The 22,157-nt window shown below is 59.1% G+C and carries 13 protein-coding genes; 7 read left to right on the top strand and 6 right to left on the bottom strand.

Annotated elements, in window-relative coordinates; genetic code table 11:
* Positions 1-366 precede the first annotated feature (366 nt).
* The 4 genes from putP to QOL84_RS17025 all read left to right on the top strand — a co-directional run bounded on the left by putP (position 367) and on the right by QOL84_RS17025 (position 5,568).
* The gene (gene putP / locus QOL84_RS17040; RefSeq protein ID WP_129388105.1) at positions 367-1,851 is read left to right on the top strand and encodes a sodium/proline symporter PutP; all 1,485 of its coding nucleotides are present in this window, start codon (positions 367-369) and stop codon (positions 1,849-1,851) included.
* A gap of 353 nt (positions 1,852-2,204) precedes the next feature.
* Positions 2,205-4,220: a type VI secretion system Vgr family protein gene (locus tag QOL84_RS17035; RefSeq protein WP_283437951.1), complete on the top strand. Its 2,016-nt coding sequence runs from the start codon at positions 2,205-2,207 to the stop codon at positions 4,218-4,220.
* Positions 4,210-4,914, top strand: a complete 705-nt coding sequence (locus QOL84_RS17030) for a DUF4123 domain-containing protein (protein ID WP_283438664.1) — start codon at positions 4,210-4,212, stop codon at positions 4,912-4,914. Before QOL84_RS17035 ends, QOL84_RS17030 begins: the two co-directional genes overlap by 11 nt.
* A gap of 333 nt (positions 4,915-5,247) precedes the next feature.
* Positions 5,248-5,568, top strand: a complete 321-nt coding sequence (locus QOL84_RS17025) for a hypothetical protein (RefSeq protein WP_283437950.1) — start codon at positions 5,248-5,250, stop codon at positions 5,566-5,568.
* A 97-nt stretch (positions 5,569-5,665) separates the two neighbouring features.
* Here QOL84_RS17025 and QOL84_RS17020 read toward each other — a convergent pair whose 3' ends face one another.
* A complete protein-coding gene (locus tag QOL84_RS17020; protein WP_283437949.1) occupies positions 5,666-6,082 on the bottom strand; it encodes a T6SS amidase immunity protein Tai4 family protein in 417 nt (138 codons plus the stop codon).
* 330 nt (positions 6,083-6,412) lie between these two features.
* On the opposite strand from QOL84_RS17020, the gene QOL84_RS17015 reads away from it, so the two are divergent.
* On the top strand, positions 6,413-7,252 hold the full coding sequence (locus QOL84_RS17015; RefSeq protein WP_053116708.1) for a 23S rRNA (adenine(2030)-N(6))-methyltransferase RlmJ: 840 nt from the start codon (positions 6,413-6,415) through the stop codon (positions 7,250-7,252).
* Between the two features lie 129 nt (positions 7,253-7,381).
* Here QOL84_RS17015 and msrA read toward each other — a convergent pair whose 3' ends face one another.
* From msrA to aceE, 5 genes are all read right to left on the bottom strand, one after another.
* Entirely contained in the window at positions 7,382-8,047 is a 666-nt protein-coding gene (gene msrA, locus QOL84_RS17010; protein ID WP_283437948.1) for a peptide-methionine (S)-S-oxide reductase MsrA, read from the bottom strand.
* A gap of 183 nt (positions 8,048-8,230) precedes the next feature.
* Entirely contained in the window at positions 8,231-10,927 is a 2,697-nt protein-coding gene (locus tag QOL84_RS17005) for a putative bifunctional diguanylate cyclase/phosphodiesterase (RefSeq protein ID WP_283437947.1), read from the bottom strand.
* Positions 10,928-11,174: 247 nt separating this feature from the next.
* Positions 11,175-12,572: an alkaline phosphatase D family protein gene (locus tag QOL84_RS17000; RefSeq protein WP_283438663.1), complete on the bottom strand. Its 1,398-nt coding sequence runs from the start codon at positions 12,570-12,572 to the stop codon at positions 11,175-11,177.
* 280 nt (positions 12,573-12,852) lie between these two features.
* Positions 12,853-14,814 (bottom strand): dihydrolipoyllysine-residue acetyltransferase, encoded by a 1,962-nt coding sequence (aceF, locus tag QOL84_RS16995; protein ID WP_283437946.1) that lies wholly within the window; start codon positions 14,812-14,814, stop codon positions 12,853-12,855.
* An 11-nt stretch (positions 14,815-14,825) separates the two neighbouring features.
* The gene (gene aceE, locus QOL84_RS16990) at positions 14,826-17,471 is read right to left on the bottom strand and encodes a pyruvate dehydrogenase (acetyl-transferring), homodimeric type (RefSeq protein ID WP_129388127.1); all 2,646 of its coding nucleotides are present in this window, start codon (positions 17,469-17,471) and stop codon (positions 14,826-14,828) included.
* Between the two features lie 384 nt (positions 17,472-17,855).
* Here aceE and glnE point away from each other — a divergent pair, with 384 nt between their 5' ends.
* On the top strand, positions 17,856-20,795 hold the full coding sequence (glnE, locus tag QOL84_RS16985) for a bifunctional [glutamate--ammonia ligase]-adenylyl-L-tyrosine phosphorylase/[glutamate--ammonia-ligase] adenylyltransferase (RefSeq protein WP_283437945.1): 2,940 nt from the start codon (positions 17,856-17,858) through the stop codon (positions 20,793-20,795).
* A 327-nt stretch (positions 20,796-21,122) separates the two neighbouring features.
* Positions 21,123-22,157, top strand: a complete 1,035-nt coding sequence (waaF, locus tag QOL84_RS16980; RefSeq protein ID WP_129388133.1) for a lipopolysaccharide heptosyltransferase II — start codon at positions 21,123-21,125, stop codon at positions 22,155-22,157.

Below are 22,157 nucleotides of genomic sequence, written 5' to 3'. Positions count from 1 at the left end.
TTTTTGTCGGAATAATAGGCAGCTCGTCAGGAATTATTTTCTGGTACGAAAGTACTGCTCCTGCTTGGTGCTTTTGCTTCTAGCAAAGGGCCATGACTGCGACAAAAGGGAGCAAAAACGGGGTGATTGTCGATAAATCCGACTAGGTGCAACTAATTCTCACGAAACTGGTTGCACCTTATTTGCTTTGTTGCATAGCATTCGCGCCCTAGGTGCAACCGGGAATAACCCGGTGTGCCGGCTGATGGCTTTCCTGGGGAAACATCAGTCCTAAATGCGCGGGATCCCGGATCGTCTGCCAAACGTCGTCGTTTGCGTGCGGTTCACCACCGCCGCTACATAAAAACAAAGCCAGGGCGTAACTCAATGAGCGTAAGCAATCCAACCCTGATCACGTTCGTGATCTACATCGCAGCAATGGTGCTGATCGGCTTGATGGCCTATCGCTCCACCAACAACCTTTCTGACTATATTCTCGGCGGTCGCAGCCTCGGCAGCGTCGTCACCGCGCTGTCTGCCGGTGCCTCCGACATGAGCGGCTGGTTGCTGATGGGCCTGCCGGGCGCCATCTACATGTCCGGTCTGTCCGAAAGCTGGATTGCCATCGGTCTGATCATCGGTGCCTACCTGAACTGGCTGTTCGTTGCCGGCCGTCTGCGTGTGCAGACCGAGCACAACGGCGATGCCCTGACCCTGCCGGACTACTTCGCCAGCCGTTTTGAAGACAACAGCGGTCTGCTGCGGATCATCTCGGCGATCGTGATTCTGGTGTTCTTCACCATTTACTGCGCTTCCGGCATCGTGGCAGGTGCCCGTCTGTTCGAAAGCACCTTCGGCATGTCCTACGAGACGGCGCTGTGGGCCGGTGCTGCGGCGACGATTGCCTACACCTTTATCGGTGGTTTCCTGGCAGTGAGCTGGACCGACACTGTACAAGCCACCCTGATGATCTTCGCGCTGATCCTGACGCCGATCATCGTCCTGCTGGCCACCGGTGGTGTCGATACTACGTTCCTGGCGATCGAAGCACAGGACCCAAGCAACTTCGACATGCTTAAAGGCACCACCTTCATCGGCATCATCTCGCTGATGGGCTGGGGTTTGGGCTACTTCGGTCAACCGCACATCCTCGCGCGTTTCATGGCGGCGGACTCGGTGAAATCGATCGCCAAGGCGCGTCGTATTTCCATGACCTGGATGATCCTGTGCCTGGGCGGCACCGTGGCGGTGGGCTTCTTCGGTATCGCCTACTTCTCGGCACACCCGGAACTGGCCGGCCCTGTTACCGAGAACCACGAGCGTGTGTTCATCGAACTGGCGAAAATCCTCTTCAATCCATGGATTGCCGGTGTGCTGCTGTCGGCCATTCTGGCTGCTGTGATGAGCACCCTGAGCTGCCAGTTGCTGGTGTGCTCGAGCGCCCTGACCGAAGACTTCTACAAAGCATTCCTGCGTAAATCCGCTTCCCAGGTTGAACTGGTGTGGGTTGGCCGTGCGATGGTTCTGCTGGTTGCCCTGATTGCTATCGGTCTGGCCGCCAACCCGGAAAACCGCGTGCTGGGCCTGGTGTCCTACGCTTGGGCCGGTTTCGGTGCCGCGTTCGGTCCGGTGGTACTGATCTCGGTGATCTGGAAAGACATGACTCGCAATGGCGCACTGGCCGGTATCCTGGTCGGCGCGATCACTGTTGTGGTCTGGAAGCATTTCGAACTGCTGGGGCTGTACGAAATCATTCCGGGCTTCATCTTCGCCAGCCTGGCCATCTTCATCGTCAGCAAGCTCGGTTCGCCGACTGCTGGCATGGTGCAGCGCTTCGACGCAGCGGAAAAAGATTTCAACTTGAACAAGTAATGTACTGAGCTTCGGCTCACAAAGAAACGGCCCGTTTCCTACAGGAGACGGGCCGTTTTTTATTGCCTGTGATTTCTCTGATTCACCGCAGTTCCCCTGTAGGAGTGAGCCTGCTCGCGATAGCGGTGTATCAGTCGGTATTTTTTGCCACTGACACGCCGCTATCGCGAGCAGGCTCACTCCTACAGGTGATGCTGGTGGGTTTGGGGGATTTGTCTGTAGTCGAAGGCGCCGGTTTTTGCCGGAGTTTTCAGCAATAGAAGTAGGGCAAATCTGATTTTCCCGTCACCCACCCATCCCCCCTTGCCCCTCATGCAGAATCGCCCGCCCTTCATTCTGCAAAGAGACATCGGATGTTCGCGCCTGCCAATCAACCGCGTTTCACGTTGACCTTCGAAGGCGCCCAGCATGACCTCAAGGTCCTTGAGTTCACGGGCAAGGAAGCCATCAGCCAGCCGTTTCGTTTCGAGCTTGAACTGGTCAGTGAACGGCCCGATCTGGACCTCGAAAGCCTGCTGCACTGTCAGGCGTTTCTGAGTTTTGATGCTCAGGGTTCTGGCGTTCACGGTCAGATTTATCAGGTCGGGCAGGGTGATTCCGGGAAACGCCTGACGCGTTATCACCTTAGTCTTGTCCCGCGTCTGACGTATCTCGCGCACCGCATCAATCAGCGGATTTTCCAGCATCAGAGCGTGCCGCAAATTGTTGCGCAGGTGCTTAAAGATCACGCGATCCTCCGTGACGCTTTCGAGTTTCGGTTAGGCAGCGAATACCCGGTGCGTGAGTATTGCGTGCAGTACGCCGAGAGCGACTTGGCGTTCATTCAACGCCTGTGTGCCGAGGTCGGTATTCATTACCACTTTCAGCACAGCCCCGCCGGACATCTGTTGGTGTTCGGCGACGATCAAACCGTGTTCCCGCGATTGGCCGAGCCAACGCTTTATCTGCCCGGTAGCGGCATGTCTGCCGGGGCGCCGGCGATCAAGCGCTTCAATGTGCGTGTGGAAACCCGTTCCAGCGTGGTTACCCGGCGCGACTACAACTTTGAAAAGCCGCGCCTGCAACTGGAGAGTCGCATTGACGGCGAGCAACGTCCGGTGCTCGAGGACTATCACTTCCCCGGTCAATTCAATGATCGTGAAACCGGCAAACACCTCGCCCAGCGTGCACTTGAGCGACATGTCGCCGATTACCGTCAGGCCGAGGGCATCAGCGATGAATCCGCACTGGTTTGCGGACATTTCCTGCAACTGATCGACCATCCGCGCCACGACTGGAATGATCTGTGGCTACTCACCGCCGTTGAGCACCATGGCCGACAGCCGCAAGTGCTGGAGGAATCGGTCACCAGCGATGGGGAAGAATTCCAGGGTTACCGTAATACCTTTCTCGCCACGCCGTGGGCAGTGTTCTTCCGCCCGCCGCTGGGCCCGGAAAAACCGCGAATGCTCGGTTATCAACCGGCGGTTGTCACCGGCCCGAAAGACACCGAGATCCACTGTGATGAGTACGGCCGGGTCAAAGTGCAATTGGCCTGGGATCGTGATGGCGAGCTGAACGAGCATTCCAGTTGCTGGCTGCGCGTTGCCACCGGCTGGGCCCATGATCGTTATGGCAGCGTGCTGATTCCACGGGTCGGCATGGAAGTGCTGGTCGGCTTCATCGACGCTGATGCTGACAAACCGCTGGTCATGGGCTGTCTGCCCAACGCCGCGACGCCGGTGCCGCTCGATCTTCCGGCTGACAAGACCCGCAGCATCTTCCGCAGCCAAAGCAGCCCCGGCGGCGGTGGTTACAACGAACTGCGCATCGAGGATCGCAAAGGCGCCGAAGAAATCTACCTGCGCGCCCAGCGCAACTGGACGCAGCACGTGTTGCACGATCAACAGGTGCAGGTCGATAACCAGCGCAGCATTGTCGTCACCGGCACCGCGCGGCATGAATTGAAGGCCGATGAACAACGCATCACCCACGGCCAGCGGCAAACCGAAGTGCGGCAAGACGATCACCTGACCGTGACTGGCGACCGGCATATTCGCGTCAGCAGTCAGGCGCTCAGCGCCAGCGGACAATTTCATGTCAGCGCTGGCCAGCAAGTGGTCATCGATGGTGGTGCGAGCGCAACCATTCAGGCGGGCGGGCAGTGGATCAACATCGGCCCAGGCGGGATTTTCAGCAGTGTGCCAATTGTCGTCGGCGGCGCGCCGATGGCAGCGATGAGTGCGGCGCCGGTTGTGCCGGGATTGCCGGAGAAGCTGGTCGCTGCACCTGCGGCCATGCTCACCGCCGCACAAATCATGAGTTTCAAAGGCGACGCGCCGTTCTGCGAAGAGTGTGAGCGGTGCAAGGGCGGTGTCTGTGCAGCCTGATGTTCTCGACCCCCGCGTGTGGCTGGCGCAGGAACCGCTGAAACCGACAGAGCAACTGTTCGCGATCTTCAGTCATGCCAGCGACGCCAATCCTCCGCTGGTTTCGCCGAGCCCGATCTGGGCGGGCACGATCTACGCCGAGTGGGATGCGGTGATGCCCTTCGTGGGAGTTGTCGCTGCCGACAGTGAGTTTCTCGATTGGGTAGCGACCACCGAGTCTCGGGACTGGGGCTGGTTGGCGGTGTCCTCAGCAACGCTTGAAGAGGTAGTGGCGCACTTTCGCAGCCTGACCCAAGTGCTGATGCCGGGCGGCAAAACAGTGTTTTTCCGGTTCTGGGACGGGCGGTTTCTATTTCCGATCCTGCAGGCTGATGAGGTGGACACGGCGCAGATTTTACCGGTGATCGGGCGTGGATTGATCAATGGTCAGCCGCTGGAAATCGGTGGCAGGGCACAAGTTTTAGCGCGGTCATTTCCGTGGTGGCAGATTCCGCAATCAGTGTTGACGCAGCAGGGCGATGAGGCTCGGACGGCCAATGCGTTGCAGTGGTTGAGCGAAGAGCATCCGGCACTCTTCGAAACCTTTCCCGAAGCGGTTTTGCGCTGCAAGGTCAGGCAGTTTTTTCAGGATTCAATGTCGGAAGAATCGTCGCAATCGGCATTGTTGGCGTTTTTGCTGGCAGAGTCGGAGTGATATTTCCGGGCGAGCGCTTGGGAGTTTTCCTTCGAGTCGCGGCGGTTTTCATGAACTGGTGGGCGGTGGGTTGCAGGGATAGTCTTTTCGTTGTCACTGCGAGCGTGGTGGCAGGGTGTAGGAACCCTTGGAATTTACCGTGCACCAGCCCTGTTGTCTGATTGCGGCACCTAACGTGTGTCCGTAACATCTTTCGCGGCGGCTGTGCGCGGGAACGCTTCGGCGTAGCTGAGTTTTGGCTGGTTCCTCAGTTTCCTACTCTCGCGTACGGCTGCCACCCAAACCTGTAGGAAGGTCATTGGTAGCCTCATTTAATCAGTTGAGGTGCAAAATATGACAACGCTTAAACCAGCTCCACCCTACGAAAAACTCATCCCCCATCCCGACAACCGCTTCATGGCCCTGACCGGTAATTGCAGCGACATGCCCACTCTGTTCATCGACACCCACGTTCCCCTCGACATCCTCATGGACGCCGCCAATCACCGCATCCGCACCGTGGTTCAGGTCCTGGAAAACATGTGCATGCGCGGCTCGGTCGAGTGCGACTCGATCATCCTCAGCGACTTCGCCATGCTCTGCGCCATCCCGCTGCGCGATGGCTGTGATGTGCTGGATGTGATTGGGCGCAGGTTGGGCGGCATGCCGTCCTGACGGCTCAAGATCAAAAGATCGCAGCCTTTGGCAGCTCCTACATGAATCGCCGTGTAGGAGCTGCCGAAGGCTGCGATCTTTTGACTCTCAAAAAGGCTCAATCAACAACGATGTAAGCATCCTGAGCCCGAATAAAACGGTCAAACGCCTCTGAGTTGTAAACCTGCAGACAAGCATGGAAGACCATTTTTTCATCCGAGTATTTGCTGCCGGCGGAGGTCTGGGCATACGCCGCTGACACATGGTTCCTCGTCTCGTTATAGGGATCGTGCAGCACCTGCAGCGTGTCTTCATTTTGCGGAACGGTGTGCATGCCCTTGCCCATGAACGAGTAGGCAACTGCGGCCAATGCGATGTCTTTTCTCAGGGCGGATTGCTCATTGAATGGCGCCAGGAGGCAGTGGCTCAAGCCGTAATTTTTGAGGGTTTGCCGGGCTTGATCGGTGTGGTTTACGTCGGCAAGTGCGAGATATGGGCCTAATGCGCCGAGTAGGAAGATGATCGGGTGTCGCATGAGTTTTTGACTTCCTGTCGATCATGGTTAGCCAGTGTAACTGCATGACAGCGAAGCCCCTCACCCTAGCCCTCTCCCAGAGAGAGAGGGGACTGATCGAGTTGTCTGGTTGAGATACGCCGACCTGCGACTTCAGCGGCGCACTTTGCTTCGCCAGGCTTGAGTTCGCGCTGATCTTTCAGGTCGACATAAGCCGCAAGATCACCTCAATCAGTCCCCTCTCCCTCCGGGAGAGGGCTAGGGTGAGGGCAGGCTTTTGCCCGCTCAGCCGCCAACCCCTGACTTGCCGCCCGGTAAAAGGTAAACTTTGCGCCCTTCGCAGGAGCAGCCATGAATTATCGTCACGCCTTCCATGCCGGCAATCACGCCGATGTGTTCAAACACCTGACCTTGACCCGCCTCATCGCCCTGATGTCGCGCAAGGAGCAGCCGTTTGCCTATCTCGACAGCCACGCCGGCATCGGTCTGTATGACTTGCAGGGCGATCAGGCGAATCGCACCGGCGAATACCTGGAAGGCATCGCGCGCTTGTGGGATCAGCCGGATCTGCCGGCGCTGACCGCTGACTACATGAAAGTGCTGCACGAGATGAACCCTGATGGCCAGTTGCGCTATTACCCGGGTTCGCCGGAGCTGGCGCGGCGTCTGACCCGTCCGCAGGATCGGGTGATGCTCAATGAAAAGCACCCGGAAGACGGCGTGCTGCTCAAGGACAACATGGCCGGTGATCGTCGGGTCAAGGTTCATCTCGGCGAAGGCTGGCATGTCGCACGAGCGATGTTGCCGGTGCAGGAGAAGCGTGCGGTGATGCTGATCGATCCGCCGTTCGAGCAGCTCGATGAAATGCAGCGTTGCGCGGCGTCGTTGAAAGAGGCGATCGGCCGGATGCGCCAAACGGTGGCGGCGATCTGGTATCCGGTGAAGGATCAACGCGCGTTGCGTCGTTTCTATCAGGATCTGGCCGGCTCGGGTGCGCCGAAGTTGTTGCGCGTCGAGCTGCTGGTGCATCCGCTGGATACGCCGAACAGCCTGAACGGTTCGGGCATGGCGATTGCCAATCCGCCGTGGGGGCTGGAGGAGGAACTGCGTGAGTTGCTGCCGTGGTTGTCGAAGAAGCTGGGGCAGACCCAGGGCGGCTGGCAGATGGATTGGTTGATTGCCGAGAGCTGATCAACGGCAAGATCAAAAGATCGCAGCCTGCGGCAGCTCCTACACGGTTAGGCGTCGTCCACCAATGTGCGGACGATCACTGATCTCCTGTAGGAGCTGCCGAAGGCTGCGATCTTTCGCTTTTAGGGGTCAGTTACCCGCCAGGCTCGGTGGCATGCACACGCCGGTACCGCCAATCCCGCAATAGCCTTCAGGATTCTTCGCCAGATACTGCTGGTGATACGCCTCGGCGAAAAACACGGTCGGCGCCTGTTCGATCTCGGTGCTGATTTCTCCCAGACCTGCTTTCGACAACTCGGCCTGATACGTAGCCTTGCTCTTCAGCGCCGCGTCCAGATGCTCTGGCGAAGTCGCGTAGATCACCGAGCGGTACTGCGTGCCGATGTCGTTGCCCTGACGCATGCCCTGCGTCGGGTTGTGCAGTTCCCAGAACATTGCCAGCAGCTCTTCGTAGCTGACTTTATCCTTGTCATACACCACCAGCACCACTTCGGCGTGGCCGGTCAGGCCCGAGCAGACTTCTTCGTAGGTCGGGTTCGGCGTGAAGCCGCCGGCGTAACCGACGACCGTGCTGACCACGCCTTCGCGCTGCCAGAAGCGGCGCTCGGCACCCCAAAAGCAACCGAGACCGAAAATCGCAAAGTCGACGTCCTGGAAAAACGGGCCAAGCAATGGGGTTTCTTCGAAGACGAAGTGCTTTTCAGGCAGGGTCATCGCGGTTTCGCGGCCGGGCAGAGCTTGTTCTTTAGTCGGGAGCACGTTTTTGTTCACCAGAATTTCCGAGCGCAGAACCATGATCGTTCCTCTCAGTCAGGATGGGATGTAAAAAGTCAGACCGCCAGTGTGCCCAATGATGCGGAGTTAATCACTACCCAATGTAGGAGCTGCCGCAGGCTGCGATCTTTTGATCTTGTCTTTGAAAAGCAAGGTCAAAAGATCGCAGCCTGCGGCAGCTCCTACATGAAAGGGCGGCGGGGATCAGAGGCAGAGCGGGCCGCGCGGGTAGCGTTTCAGCGCCTGGATCAGTTCGGCGCCGGGGATTGGCCGGTCGAACAGGTAGCCCTGGCCGACGTCGCAACGGTGCCGGCGCAGGAACGCCAGTTGCTCGGCGGTCTCGATGCCTTCGGCCACAACTTTGAGCTTGAGGTTGTGCGCCATGGCGATCACCGCAGAGGTGATTTCCATGTCGTCCTGGTTGTCGGGGATTTCGTGGATGAAGCTGCGATCGATCTTGATGATGTCGATCGGGAATTTTTTCAGATAGCTCAGCGACGAGTAGCCAGTGCCGAAGTCGTCCATGGCTAGGGTCAGGCCCAGACGCTTGAGCTGATCAAGCTGCAAATGCGTGTCTTCGGTGGCTTCCAGCAACAGGCCTTCGGTCAGCTCAAGTTCGAGCAGATTGGCCGGCAGCGCTTCTTCCTTGAGGATGTTGGCGATGGAGGCGACCAGATCCGGGTCGGAGAACTGTTTCGGCGACAGGTTGATCGCCACTTGCAGATTGCCCATGCCGGCAGCGGTCAGCGCTTTGCTCATGCGGCAGGCTTGGCGGGCGATCCATTTGCCGATCGGAATGATCAGGCCGGTCTCTTCGGCGACGCTGATGAACTGGTCCGGGCGAATCATCCCGCGCTCCGGGTGATTCCAGCGCAACAGCGCCTCCATCCCCAGCAGACGACCGCTGCGCAGGCACAGCTTGGGCTGATAGAACACGTCCAGCTCGTTCTGGGTCAGGGCGCGGCGCAGGTTGTTCTCGACGAACAGCTTGTAACTGGCCTCGGCGTTCAGCGCTTCGGTGAAGACTTGCACCTGATGTTTGCCGTTGGCCTTGGCCTTGTGCAGCGCCAGGCCGGCGTTACGCATCAGCGTTTGCGGATCGCGCCCGTGCAGCGGCGCGCAGGCCAGGCCCACTGAGCCGGTGACGCTGATCAACTGGTTGTCGACGAACATCGGCTTGTCGAGGGTCATCAGCAACTGGCTGGCGATCTGTTGGCCGGCCTCAAGGTCGGTGTTGTCGAGCAGCACGGCGAACTCGTTACTGGCGAAGCGCGCAAGGCTGCCACTCGGGCTCAGGCTGTTGCGCAGACGCCGCGCCAGGCTGATCAGCAGTTTGTCGCCGGTCTGATGGCCGAGGCTGTCGTTGATCCGCTTGAAGTTGTCGATGTCCACCAGCAACAGGCTGATCGGGGTATCGCTATCCCGGGCGAAGCGTTCGTCAAGGTTACGGATGAACGCCGGGCGGTTGCCGAGGTTGGTCAGGTTGTCGGTGTAGGCGAGGCGCTCGATGCGCTGCTGCGCCAGTTTGGTCTGGGTGATGTCTTCGTAGATGCCGATGTAGTGGGTCAGCTCACGGTTATCGCCGTAGACCTTGGAAATCGACAACTGGCCCCAGTACGGTTCGAGGTTCTTGCGCCGGCTCTTGAATTCGCCTTGCCAACTGTTGCTCTTGGCCAGCGCGGAAGGTGCGTCGAACAGTAGCTCGCTGAGGTTCTCCAGTGCCGGCAGCTCGGACAGGCGCTGACCGTGGACTTCTTCGGTGGTGTACTGGGTGATCGCGGTGAAGCTCGGGTTGACGTACTCGACCACGCCGTCGCAATTGACCAGCAAAAAGGCGTTGGCGCTTTGCTCGACCGCACGCTGGAACAGGTGCAGGGCGCTGGTGGCGGTGCGCCGGTTGTGATTGTTGATGACTTGCGCGAACTGGTCGGCCAGTTCACCGGCAAAGGCGATTTCATCGGATTGCCAGGCGCGGGTCACGCCGGTCTGTTCCAGACACAACACGCCGACGACCTGACCGTCGACACGGATGCTCGCATCGAGCATCGCGTTGACGTCGCGCGGGCGCAGCGCTTCGGCCATGTCACGGGTGCGCGGGTCGCGCATCGCGTTGTGCGCGTCGATCGCACGGCTGCTGTGCAGCGCTTCCATGTAGTCAGGGAAGGTGCTGACGTCGATTTCGTCGGGCAGGATGTATTCCTGCGTCGCGCGGTGATACGCGGAGATCGGTACCAGGCGCTGGCCTTCGAGGTTCCACAGGCTGGCGCAGTCGATTTCATAGATATCGCAGGCGCAGCGGGTGATCAGTTCGGCGGCTTCCTGCAACGAGTTGTGCGTGCTGTAGCGCTGACGGGCGAGCAACAGAATCAGATCCTGCTGGGCGCGCACGCGTTCGAGGTGTTGCAGCTGTTCCTGCTGGGCGCGCTGGTTGAGTTCCAGGGCTATTTGCAGGCGCGAGTTCTGGGTTTCCAGATCGACGGAAGGCGGTAGCGGCGCATCGTCAAATACGTCATCGACTGCCAGCAGATAGCCGCGCAGCAGGTGACGATTGTGTTGTTTGTAGGCTTCGCCCAGTTCGAGGATGCTCAGCGCACCGGCCGCAGTGTGCAGGGTATAGCGCACCAGATAATGCGGGCTGGCGGTCAGTTGTTGCTGGATCGCGTCATGCAGTTGATAACGCGCTTCCGGCTCCATCAGGCTGGCGTAGGGTGAACCGACCAGAGCGCACAGCTCGACAGCCGGTTGACCGAATTGGCGTTCGCAGTTGGGATCGAGGAACAACATCGCCCAACTGGCTTCATTCAAGCGCTCGAAACGCAGCATGCCGAGCCGCGAGGGCACAGGCAACTGCGTCACTACCTCGGCCGCCATACGGCTGGCGGCATCGGGTTGGCTTTTCATGAAGGGAACTCGCTTGAAAATATGCTGAACGCGGGGGCTCTCGCCCTCTTTAACGTTGCCTGCGGCAAGGTTGCATCATTGCGGCACTGACTGACAAGAGAGATGAAGGCCAAGTGCTATAAGAATGTGTCGGCTGCGTTGAACATTTCTCCAGCGTGGGGGTGAAAAGAGCCAAAGATCGCAGCCTGCGGCAGCTCCTGCAGGGCAATTCGAACAATGAGCTGCCGAAGGCTGCGATTTTTAAGGCTTAGCGCAGCTTTATGGTGACCGACTGCAGTGGCTTGCCATCGCGGTCATGATAATTGATCAAAATATGATCACTCTCGACCAGCATATGCGCAAAGTTGTCTTGGCTGATCACCTCGCTGGTCAATTCGTGCACATAGTCACCCGCCGCGGTGCGCGCCAACGGTTGATTGAGGGCAAACGTCGACGCCTTGGCATACGGCAGCAGTTTGCTGTTGCACAGCGGCGAAGACACCACGGTGTGGATTGCGAAATCGGCATCCTCGCTATGGCTCAGGCGCGCAGTCAGCGAGCCGTGGACATCGCCGGAAATGATCACGACATTGCTGATTTTGTGCGTGCGCACGGTTTCCAGCAGGCGCAGTCGTTGCTCGGCAAAGCCCTGCCAGCCATCGTCGCCATTGGCTTGGCGATCCGGGAAAAACATCACGCTGGTCACCACAAACTTGACCCGCGCCGTGCTGTTGATCAGCCATTGGCACAAGGCCAGTTCCTGAGCTTCATCGAGGATGCGTCGCTCATTGTTCGACAGGTCGCGTCGGGTGCGCGTGTCGGTCACAAACCATTCGATATCGGCTTCGCTGAATTGGTACCAGTAATGCTCCAGTGAAGCATGATCAAGTTGTCCGTTAGTTGTCAGTGCATAGGCCGGGCTATGGCTGGCCTGGTATAACTCGTATGCCGCCATGGCGTTGCGATATAACTCGTCGTCAGCCGGTTCGGCATTCGCTGGCCAATTGTCTTCAATCTCGTGGTCGTCAAGTATCATGTAAGTTGATGTGCCGGACATCAGGCGTTTTATGCCCGGTTGTGAAAAGGCAGCGCGGTATTTAATGAGGATATCTTTATAACTGCGATCGGGACCGATCCGGTTCAGGTCATCGACATAAATCTGGTCGCCGCTCATGATGGTTGCGCTGATCGGCGGTTGCTGGCCTTCGATCAATTGGTTGATGGACGTAAAGATCCGATCCCCCAGTAATGGCAATACCGGCACGCCTGCTGTCAGGCGTAGATAGCGACAGGAGCCGAGAATATAGGCGCGGGGCCGCAACGGCTCGCTGCTGCGAGTACGCAAGCGATAAATTTCCCGCGGCCATTGCAGCGGCAGTTCCGCGACGCTGTCCACGGTATGTACCGGACTCATCGGGCTGAACCAGCCGGTTTGAAATTCATACTCGGTGTCTTCCAGCAAATCATTCAGGATGAACACTTTGCACATGTCGCCTAATTCACCCAGTTTGCTAAACAGGGCGGTTGACCATAGTTGTGAATTGCTCGGACGATAACGCAAGCCGGCAAACACTTGCAGGTTCTTTTGATATTCGCCACGAACGAAGATGCGTGCGTGGTTAGTTGTGGTGTGGCCAATAATCGGGCCGATAACGGGTTTTAACATATTCGAATCCATTCGAAAGAGTAAGGCGAAGTGCATACACTGCGAAAAAGTCGATGCGCTGACTTTGTTGTCGCAAGACTAGTTGCCGACAGAATAAAAAGATCGCTGTGAAGTGGACTCAGGTCGTAGCCGATGTCAGCGGGTTTTGTGGGAAAAGTACCGGTTTATAAAATTCAGGCAAAAAAAAGCCCCGCCAAACTGACGGGGTTGAGGTACGAGCGTGTGGCGCTCGAAAACGTGAAGCACAAGCGGCCCTCCGTTGTCGGAGGGCCGCCTGGGATTACAGCAGGATGGTGCGAATGTCCGCCAGCAGGCTGCCCAGACGTTGGGTGAAGCGTGCGGCAGCGGCGCCGTTGATCACACGGTGATCGTAGGACAACGACAGCGGCAGCATCAGTTTCGGCTGGAAGGCTTTGCCGTCCCAGACTGGCTGGATGGTTGCCTTGGAAACACCGAGGATCGCCACTTCCGGCGCGTTGACGATCGGCGTGAAGCCGGTGCCGCCAATGTGGCCGAGGCTGGAAATGGTGAAGCAGGCGCCCTGCATGTCGTCAGCAGTCAGCTTCTTGTCGCGGGCTTTGGCGGCCAGCGCAGCGGCTTCGGCTGCCAGTTGCAACAGGCTCTTCTGGTCGACGTTCTTGATGACCGGTACCAGCAGGCCATCCGGGGTGTCAACGGCGAAGCCGATGTTGATGTACTTCTTGCGGATGATCGCTTTGCCGCTTGGTGCCAGCGAACTGTTGAAGTCCGGCAGCTCCTTGAGCATGTGCGCGCACGACTTGAGCAGCAGCGGCAGGATGGTCAGCTTGACGCCGGCCTTCTCTGCAACGGCTTTCTGCGCGACGCGGAAGGCTTCCAGCTCGGTGATATCAGCCGAATCGAACTGAGTCACGTGCGGGATGTTCAGCCAGCTGCGGTGCAGGCTCGACGCGCCGATCTGCATCAGGCGAGTCATCGGCACTTCTTCGATTTCGCCGAAACGGCTGAAGTCGACGACCGGAATCGGCGGGATGCCCGCGCCACCGGTTGCGCCAGCAGCGGCCGGTGCTTCCTTGGCCTTCTGCATCATCGCTTTGACGTAAACCTGCACGTCTTCTTTCAGGATACGACCGTGCGGGCCGCTGGCGCCGACAGCGTTCAGCTCGACGCCGAACTCACGGGCCAGTTGACGCACGGCAGGGCCGGCGTGAACTTTGGCGCCCGGCTTGGCCGGGGCGGCTGGAGCGGCAGCAGGTGCAGGCGCAGCGGCAGCCGGAGCAGCAGCGGCCGGAGCACTTGGTGCAGCAGCGGCAGCCGGAGCCGGGGCAGCAGCAGGCGCCGCGCCTTTGACTTTCAGCTTGAGAATCAGGTCGCCGGTACCGACTTCGTCATCCAGCTTGATGGAAACGCTTTCCACCACGCCAGCGGCAGGCGATGGAATTTCCATGCTCGCCTTGTCGGATTCCAGAGTGATCAGCGACTGGTCAGCTTCAACGGTGTCGCCAGCCTTGACCAACACTTCGATGATCTTGGCTTTGCCAGCCGAACCGATATCCGGAACGTGGATGTCTTGAACGGTGTCAGCAACCGGAGCTGCCGGCGCGGCTGCCGCAGCAGGCGCAGCGGCAGCGGCAGCGGCCGGCGCAGCAGCCTGAGCTGGAGCGGCAGCAGCAGGGGCCGCAGCACCCGCCACTTCCAGATCCAGAATCAGGTCGCCAGTGCCGACTTCGTCGTTGAGCTTGACGCTGATGGCCTTGACCACGCCAGCGGCAGGCGACGGGATTTCCATGCTCGCCTTGTCGGATTCCAGAGTGATCAGCGATTGATCAGCTTCGACGGTGTCGCCGACCTTGACCTGAATCTCGATGATCTGTGCCTTGCCCGACGAACCGATGTCCGGCACGTGCACTTGCTGAACCGAAGCGGCAGCAGGGGCAGCGGCAGGCGCGGCAGCAGCAGGAGCGGCGGCCGGTTTTTCTTCAGCCTTTTTAGCCGGTGCAGCAGCCGGAGCAGGGGCCGCAGCAGCGGCGCCCTCGACTTCCAGCTCAAGCAGTTCGTCGCCTTCTTTCAGACGGTCGCCCAGCTTCACTTTCAGGCTTTTGATGACGCCGGCTTTCGGGGCCGGCACTTCCATGCTGGCCTTGTCCGATTCCAGGGTCAGGATGCTCTGGTCGGCTTCGATACGGTCGCCGACCTTCACAAACAGTTCAATTACTTCACCTTCACCGCTGCCGATGTCAGGTACGCGAATGAGTTCGCTCACAAAATGTCTCCTCAGCAGTCCAGTGGGTTGCGTTTTTCCGGGTCGATGCCGAACTTGGTGATGGCTTCAGCCACAACCTTAGGTTCGATATCACCACGGTCAGCCAGTGCTTCCAGGGCTGCCAACACCACGAAATGACGGTCAACTTCGAAGAAATGACGCAGTTTTTTGCGGCTGTCGCTGCGGCCGAAACCGTCGGTGCCGAGGACTTTGAATTCCTTCGACGGTACCCACTGACGGATCTGCTCGGCGAACAGTTTCATGTAGTCGGTGGAGGCGATGACCGGACCTTTACGGCCGTTCAGGCACTCTTCGACATAGCTCAGCTTAGGCTTCTGGCCCGGCTTCAGACGGTTGCTGCGCTCTACAGCGAGGCCGTCGCGACGCAGTTCGTTGAAGCTGGTAACGCTCCACACGTCAGCGCCCACGTTGAACTCTTCACGCAGAATCTTCGCCGCTTCACGGACTTCACGCAGGATGGTGCCGGAGCCCATCAGCTGGACGTGGTGCGCCGCATCGCGGGTGTCTTCTTCGAGCAGGTACATGCCTTTCTTGATGCCTTCTTCGGCACCGGCCGGCATGGCTGGCTGCTGGTACGACTCGTTCATCACGGTGATGTAGTAGAAGATGTCCTGTTGCTCTTCGGTCATCTTCTTCATGCCGTCCTGAATGATCACCGCCAGCTCGTAGCCGTAGGTTGGATCGTAGGTGCGGCAGTTCGGGATGGTCGCGGCCAGCAAGTGGCTATGACCGTCTTCATGTTGCAGACCTTCACCGTTCAGGGTGGTACGACCGGCGGTGCCGCCGATCAGGAAGCCACGGGTACGGCTGTCGCCGGCAGCCCAGGCCAGGTCACCAATACGCTGGAAGCCGAACATCGAGTAGAAGATGTAGAACGGCAGCATTGGCTGGTTATGGCTGGAGTACGAAGTACCGGCAGCGATGAACGAGCTCATGGCGCCAGCTTCGTTGATGCCTTCTTCAAGGATCTGACCTTTCTGGTCTTCCTTGTAGAACATCACCTGGTCTTTATCGACTGGCTCGTAGAGCTGGCCGACGGACGAGTAGATACCGAGCTGACGGAACATGCCTTCCATACCGAAGGTACGGGCTTCGTCCGGGATGATCGGAACGATGCGCGGGCCGATTTCCTTGTCTTTGACCAGTTGCGCGAGGATCCGCACGAAGGCCATGGTGGTGGAAATCTCACGGTCGCCGGAGCCGTCAAGGATGGCCTTGAGGGTGTCCAGATCCGGAGTCGGCACGCTGAAGCTTTGTGCGCGGCGCTGAGGTACGAAACCGCCCAGTGCAGTGCGACGCTCGCTGAGGTAGCGGGCTTCGGCGCTGTTTGGCTCTGGCTTGAAGAACGGCAGGTTCTCCAGCTCTTCGTCCTTGACCGGGATGTCGAAACGATCGCGGAACAACTTCAGGCTGTCGACATCGACTTTCTTGGTGTTGTGCGCAGTGTTTTTCGCTTCGCCGGCACCGGTGCCATAACCTTTGATGGTCTTGGCGAGGATAACGGTAGGTTGTTCTTTGTGGTTGACCGCTTCGTGGTACGCCGCATAGACCTTGTACGGGTCGTGGCCGCCACGGTTGAGTTTCCAGATCTCGTCGTCGGACAGATCAGCAACCATTGCCTTGAGTTCAGGCGAGTTGAAGAAGTGCTCGCGAACGAACGCGCCGTCTTTGGCTTTGTAGTTCTGGTACTCGCCGTCGATGACTTCGTCCATGCGACGTTGCAGGATGCCGTCGACATCTTTGGCCAGCAGTGGGTCCCAGAAACGGCCCCAGATGACTTTGGTCACGTTCCACTGAGCACCGCGGAACACGCCTTCGAGTTCCTGGATGATCTTGCCGTTGCCGCGAACCGGGCCGTCGAGGCGCTGCAGGTTGCAGTTGATGACGAAGATCAGGTTGTCGAGCTTCTCGCGGCCGGCCAGGGAGATGGCGCCCAGGGATTCCGGCTCGTCGCACTCGCCGTCGCCCAGGAAGCACCAGACTTTCTGTTTGCCCGGCTGGATGAAACCGCGGTGTTCCAGGTACTTCATGAAGCGTGCCTGGTAGATCGCTTGAATCGGACCCAGACCCATCGATACGGTCGGGAACTGCCAGAAGTCAGGCATCAGCCAAGGGTGCGGATAGGACGACAGGCCCTGACCGTCGACTTCCTGGCGGAAGTTGTTCATCTGGTCTTCGGTGATGCGGCCTTCCATGAACGCACGGGCGTAAACGCCTGGCGAGGTGTGGCCCTGGAAGTAGATCAGGTCGCCACCGTGTTCGTCGGTCGGGGCCTGGAAGAAGTAGTTGAAGCCGATGTCATACAGGGTCGCACTGGAAGCGAAGCTGGAGATGTGACCACCGAGGTCAGAATCTTTCAGGTTCGTACGCATTACCATGGCCATCGCGTTCCAGCGTACCAGCGAGCGAATGCGGCGTTCCATGAACAGGTCGCCAGGCATGCGTGCTTCGTGGGTTACCGGGATGGTGTTGCGGTAAGGCGTGGTGATGGCGTAAGGGAGCTGCGAACCGCTGCGGGTCGCGAGTTCACCCATACGGGTCATCAAATAGTGAGCACGGTCTTCGCCTTCTTTGTCGAGAACCGATTCCAGGGCGTCCAGCCATTCCTGGGTTTCGACGGGATCGAGGTCTTGCATGGCTTGCTCCAGGGCGGAAAGGCTTCCAGAATCGGTTGCCTGAGTTTGCGACTGGCCTTGTGGGCAGACGATTTAAAATTCTTGGATTGCCGACAGGTTGTTCCGGCGGCGTGTAGTTTTACTACAAATCTTCCGGCATTTCAGCCTTTCGGATGTATAGACGAGTAGTAAAACTACAGATGAAAGGCTTGTGGCCTCCGACTGCGTTGTGAGAATAATCGTTAAGGTTGGTCGATTACCATCCGTAAAAGGTGAAACTTTGATGCTGGGTGCTAAAGAAGAAGAAATTTCAGCTATTTCTAACTTTTGTTCGACAGTCCTTCACGTAGCGGGTTTTCACCATTCACTACAAGCGGCCGTTTACACGCCGATCAAGGATAGACCATGACCCTGCCCGTGCTTGCCGAACTGCCTGCCATTCTCCTGCCGTTGGTCACTCGATCCGAGCAGTCGTTCCGTACGGCCGTCGCCGAGCTTGAAGACGATCACGGCTTTGCGAACTGGACGCCAGAGCGCTGGGCGCAGTTCGCCCGCGTCACCGCCGCCAGCGAGTTTGTCATTGAACAGAGCGTGCGTGACCCTTTGATGTTGCTTGCGCTGGTGCAGTCCGGCGAACTCGACCGACCGTTCGCACCGGGTGAATTGTGTGCGCAGATTTCCGCTGCGGTGAACGCGGCACAGACCGAAGATGAACTCGGTCGCGCCCTGCGTCGCCAGCGTGCCCGCCATCAAGTGCGGATCATCTGGCGTGATCTCACCCGTCAGGCCGATCTGGTGCAGACCTGCCGCGACCTCTCGGACATGGCCGACGCCACCATCGATCAAGCTTATCAATGGTTGTACAGCCGCCATTGCGAGCAATTCGGTACGCCGACCGGCCGCCGCAGCGGTGAGCCGCAGCAAATGGTCATCCTCGGCATGGGCAAGCTCGGCGCTGTCGAGTTGAACCTGTCTTCGGACATCGACCTGATCTTCGCTTACCCCGAGGGCGGCGAAACGGTCGGCGTGAAGCGCTCGCTGGATAATCAGGAATTCTTTATTCGCCTCGGTCAGCGTCTGATCAAGGCGCTGGATCCGATGACGGTCGACGGCTTTGTGTTCCGCGTCGACATGCGCCTGCGCCCGTACGGTTCGTCCGGCGCGCTGGTGCTGAGCTTTAATGCGCTGGAGCAGTATTACCAGGATCAGGGCCGCGACTGGGAACGCTACGCGATGATCAAGGCGCGGGTGGTGGCCGGCGATCAGGTCGCGGGCGCGCAGTTGCTCGACATGCTGCGGCCGTTTGTTTATCGGCGTTATCTGGACTTCTCGGCGATCGAAGCGCTGCGCACCATGAAACAGTTGATCCAGCAGGAAGTGCGGCGCAAGGGCATGGCCGACAATATCAAGCTGGGCTCCGGCGGGATTCGTGAGGTCGAGTTTATCGCTCAGGCTTTTCAGTTGATCCACGGTGGCCGCGACTTGAGCTTGCAGCAACGTCCTCTATTAAAGGTGTTGAGCACGCTGGAAGGGCAGGGTTATTTGCCGCCGGCGGTGATCAGCGAGTTGCGTGAAGGTTACGAGTTTCTGCGTTACACCGAGCATGCGATCCAGGCGATTGCCGACCGCCAGACCCAGATGCTGCCGGACGGCGCACAGGATCAGGCGCGCATTGCCTTTATGCTCGGTTTTGCCGATTGGGAGGCTTTCCACGAAAAACTGATGTTCTGGCGCGGCCGCGTCGCCTGGCACTTCGCGCAGGTGATCGCTGATCCCGATGAGGAAGAAGGCGCCGAAAGTGAAGTGGTGGTCGGCGGTGAATGGCTGCCGCTGTGGGAAGAAACCCAAGATGAAGAGGCTGCGTGTCGCCAGCTCGAAGAGGGCGGTTTCGCCGATGCGAGCAAAGCGCTGAAAGCGTTGGCCGGTTTGCGTGGCAGTCCGCAATTGCGGGCGATGCAGCGACTGGGACGCGAGCGTCTCGATGCGTTCATTCCGCGTCTGTTGGCGCAGGCCGTTGAACATGCCAACCCGGATCTGGTGCTTGAACGCGTACTGCCGTTGATTGAAGCGGTTGCACGGCGTTCGGCTTATCTGGTCTTGCTGACGGAAAACCCCAGCGCCCTGCGACGCTTGCTGACGCTGTGCGCAGCGAGTCCATGGATCGCGGAACAGATCACCCGTTTCCCGCTGCTGCTTGATGAGCTGCTCAACGAAGGTCGTCTGTTCAAGCCACCCTTGGCGCCGGAGTTGGCCGCCGAATTGCGCGAGCGTCTGACACGAATCCCCGAAGACGACCTCGAACAACAAATGGAAGCCCTGCGTCATTTCAAACTGGCGCACCGCTTGCGTGTCGCCGCTTCGGAAATCGCCGGCAGCCTGCCGCTGATGAAAGTCAGCGATTACCTGACGTGGCTGGCGGAAGCGATTCTTGAACAAGTGCTGGCCCTGGCCTGGCGCCAGACCGTGGCCAAACACGGCACACCGCTGCGCACCGACGGCACCTTGTGCGATCCCGGCTTCATCATTGTCGGTTATGGGAAAGTCGGCGGGCTGGAACTGGGGCATGGTTCCGATCTGGATCTGGTGTTCATCCACGACGGCGATCCGCAGGCGGAAACCGACGGGGCGAAACCGATCGATGGCGCGCAGTTCTTTACCCGGCTGGGACAGCGGATCATTCACTTGCTGACGGCGCAGACCAACTCGGGCCAGCTCTATGAAGTGGACATGCGTCTGCGGCCATCCGGCGCTTCGGGGTTGTTGGTGAGTTCGCTGGGGGCTTTTGCCCGCTATCAGGAAAATGAAGCGTGGACGTGGGAGCATCAGGCCTTGGTGCGCGCACGGGTGCTGGTCGGCAGTCAGGATGTCGGTCAGGCGTTCGAGAAGGTTCGCGCGCAGGTGTTGGGCAAGTCCCGCGACCTGGCGAAGTTGCAACAGGAAGTGAGCGAGATGCGCGCGAAGATGCGCGACAACCTCGGCACCAAGAGCACCGCGGCCGGCACAGCGGCAAATGCCTTCGACGCCACGGCGCCGTTCGACCTCAAGCAGGACGCCGGAGGTATCGTCGATATTGAATTTATGGTGCAATACGCGGCCCTGGCGTGGTCGCACAGTCACCCGCCATTGCTGCGCTGGACCGATAACATCCGCATCACGGAAGAGCTGGAACACGAAGGGCTGATGCCTGCCGAAGATGCCAGCCTGTTGCGCGAGGCCTATAAAGCCTACCGCTCCGCCGCTCACCGGCAGGCCTTGCAGAAGGACGCCGGAGTCATTGCGGGAGACCAGTTTGCTGAGGAACGCCAACAGGTTTTGCGGATCTGGAAGGAGATGGGGCTAAGCTGAAACCAGTTTATGCAGCACCCAATACCCTGTGGGAGCGAGCCTGCTCGCGATGGCGGAGTGTCAGACAACATCAATGTTGAATGCAACGGCCCCATCGCGAGCAGGCTCACTCCTACAATAGATCTGCGGTGAATCGCAGATGTTGGACCGGATGCAAAACCCTGTAGGAGTGAGCCTGCTCGCGATGGCGGAATATCAGGCGACATCAAGGTTGAATGTGCTGGCCCCATCGCGAGCAAGCCCGCTCCCACAGTAGATCTACAGTGTTTGTAGAGTTCTCGAGGCGGGGAGGCGTAAATGCCTCCCCGGTTCGTTTTTGGAAACCATATGAATATTCTGATCGTTGGGCCCAGTTGGGTCGGTGACATGGTGATGGCGCAGACACTGTTTCAGTGTCTCAAGCAGCGCCACCCGCAATGCGAAATCGACGTGCTGGCCCCCGAGTGGAGCCGGCCGATCCTTGAGCGCATGCCCGAAGTGCGCAAGGCCTTGAGCTTCCCGCTCGGCCACGGCGCGCTGGAATTGGCGACGCGTCGGCGCATCGGCAAATCCCTGCGCGGCCAGTACGATCAAGCGATCCTGCTGCCGAACTCGCTGAAGTCGGCGCTGGTGCCGTTTTTTGCAGGCATCCCGAAACGCACTGGCTGGCGCGGCGAATTCCGCTACGGCCTGCTCAACGATGTGCGCACCCTCGACAAAGAGCGCTATCCGCTGATGATCGAGCGTTTCATGGCTTTGGCCTATGAAGCGAACGCCGAGCTGCCGAAACCGTATCCGCGTCCAAGCCTGCAAATCGACCCGGTCACCCGCGAAGCCGCGTTGGCCAAGTTCGGTTTGAGCCTCGATCGCCCGGTATTGGCTCTGTGCCCCGGCGCCGAGTTCGGCGAGTCCAAACGCTGGCCGTCCGAGCATTACGCCAAAGTCGCTGAAGCACGCATTCGCGAAGGCTGGCAGGTGTGGCTGTTCGGCTCGAAAAACGATCACGCGGTCGGCGAAGACATTCGCGCTCGGCTGATCCCTGGCCTGCGCGAAGAATCGGTCAATCTCAGCGGCGGCACCTCGCTGGCTGAAGCCATCGACCTGATGTCCTGCGCCGACTCGGTGGTCTCCAACGACTCCGGCCTGATGCACGTCGCCGCCGCGCTGAACCGTCCATTGGTCGCCGTCTACGGCTCGACCTCGCCGGGCTTCACTCCGCCGTTGGCCGAGCACGTCGAAGTGGTGCGTCTGGGCCTGGAATGCAGCCCGTGTTTCGACCGTACCTGCCGTTTCGGCCATTACAACTGCCTGCGCCAGCTGATGCCGGACGCGGTCAACGATGCCTTGCAGAAATTGCAGGGCTCTGTGGTCGAGGTTCATTAA

The organism is Pseudomonas helmanticensis (assembly GCF_900182985.1).
In the GTDB taxonomy this organism is placed as follows: Bacteria; Pseudomonadota; Gammaproteobacteria; order Pseudomonadales; family Pseudomonadaceae; genus Aquipseudomonas; species Aquipseudomonas helmanticensis.
This window is presented reverse-complemented; position numbering and strand designations above follow the sequence as displayed.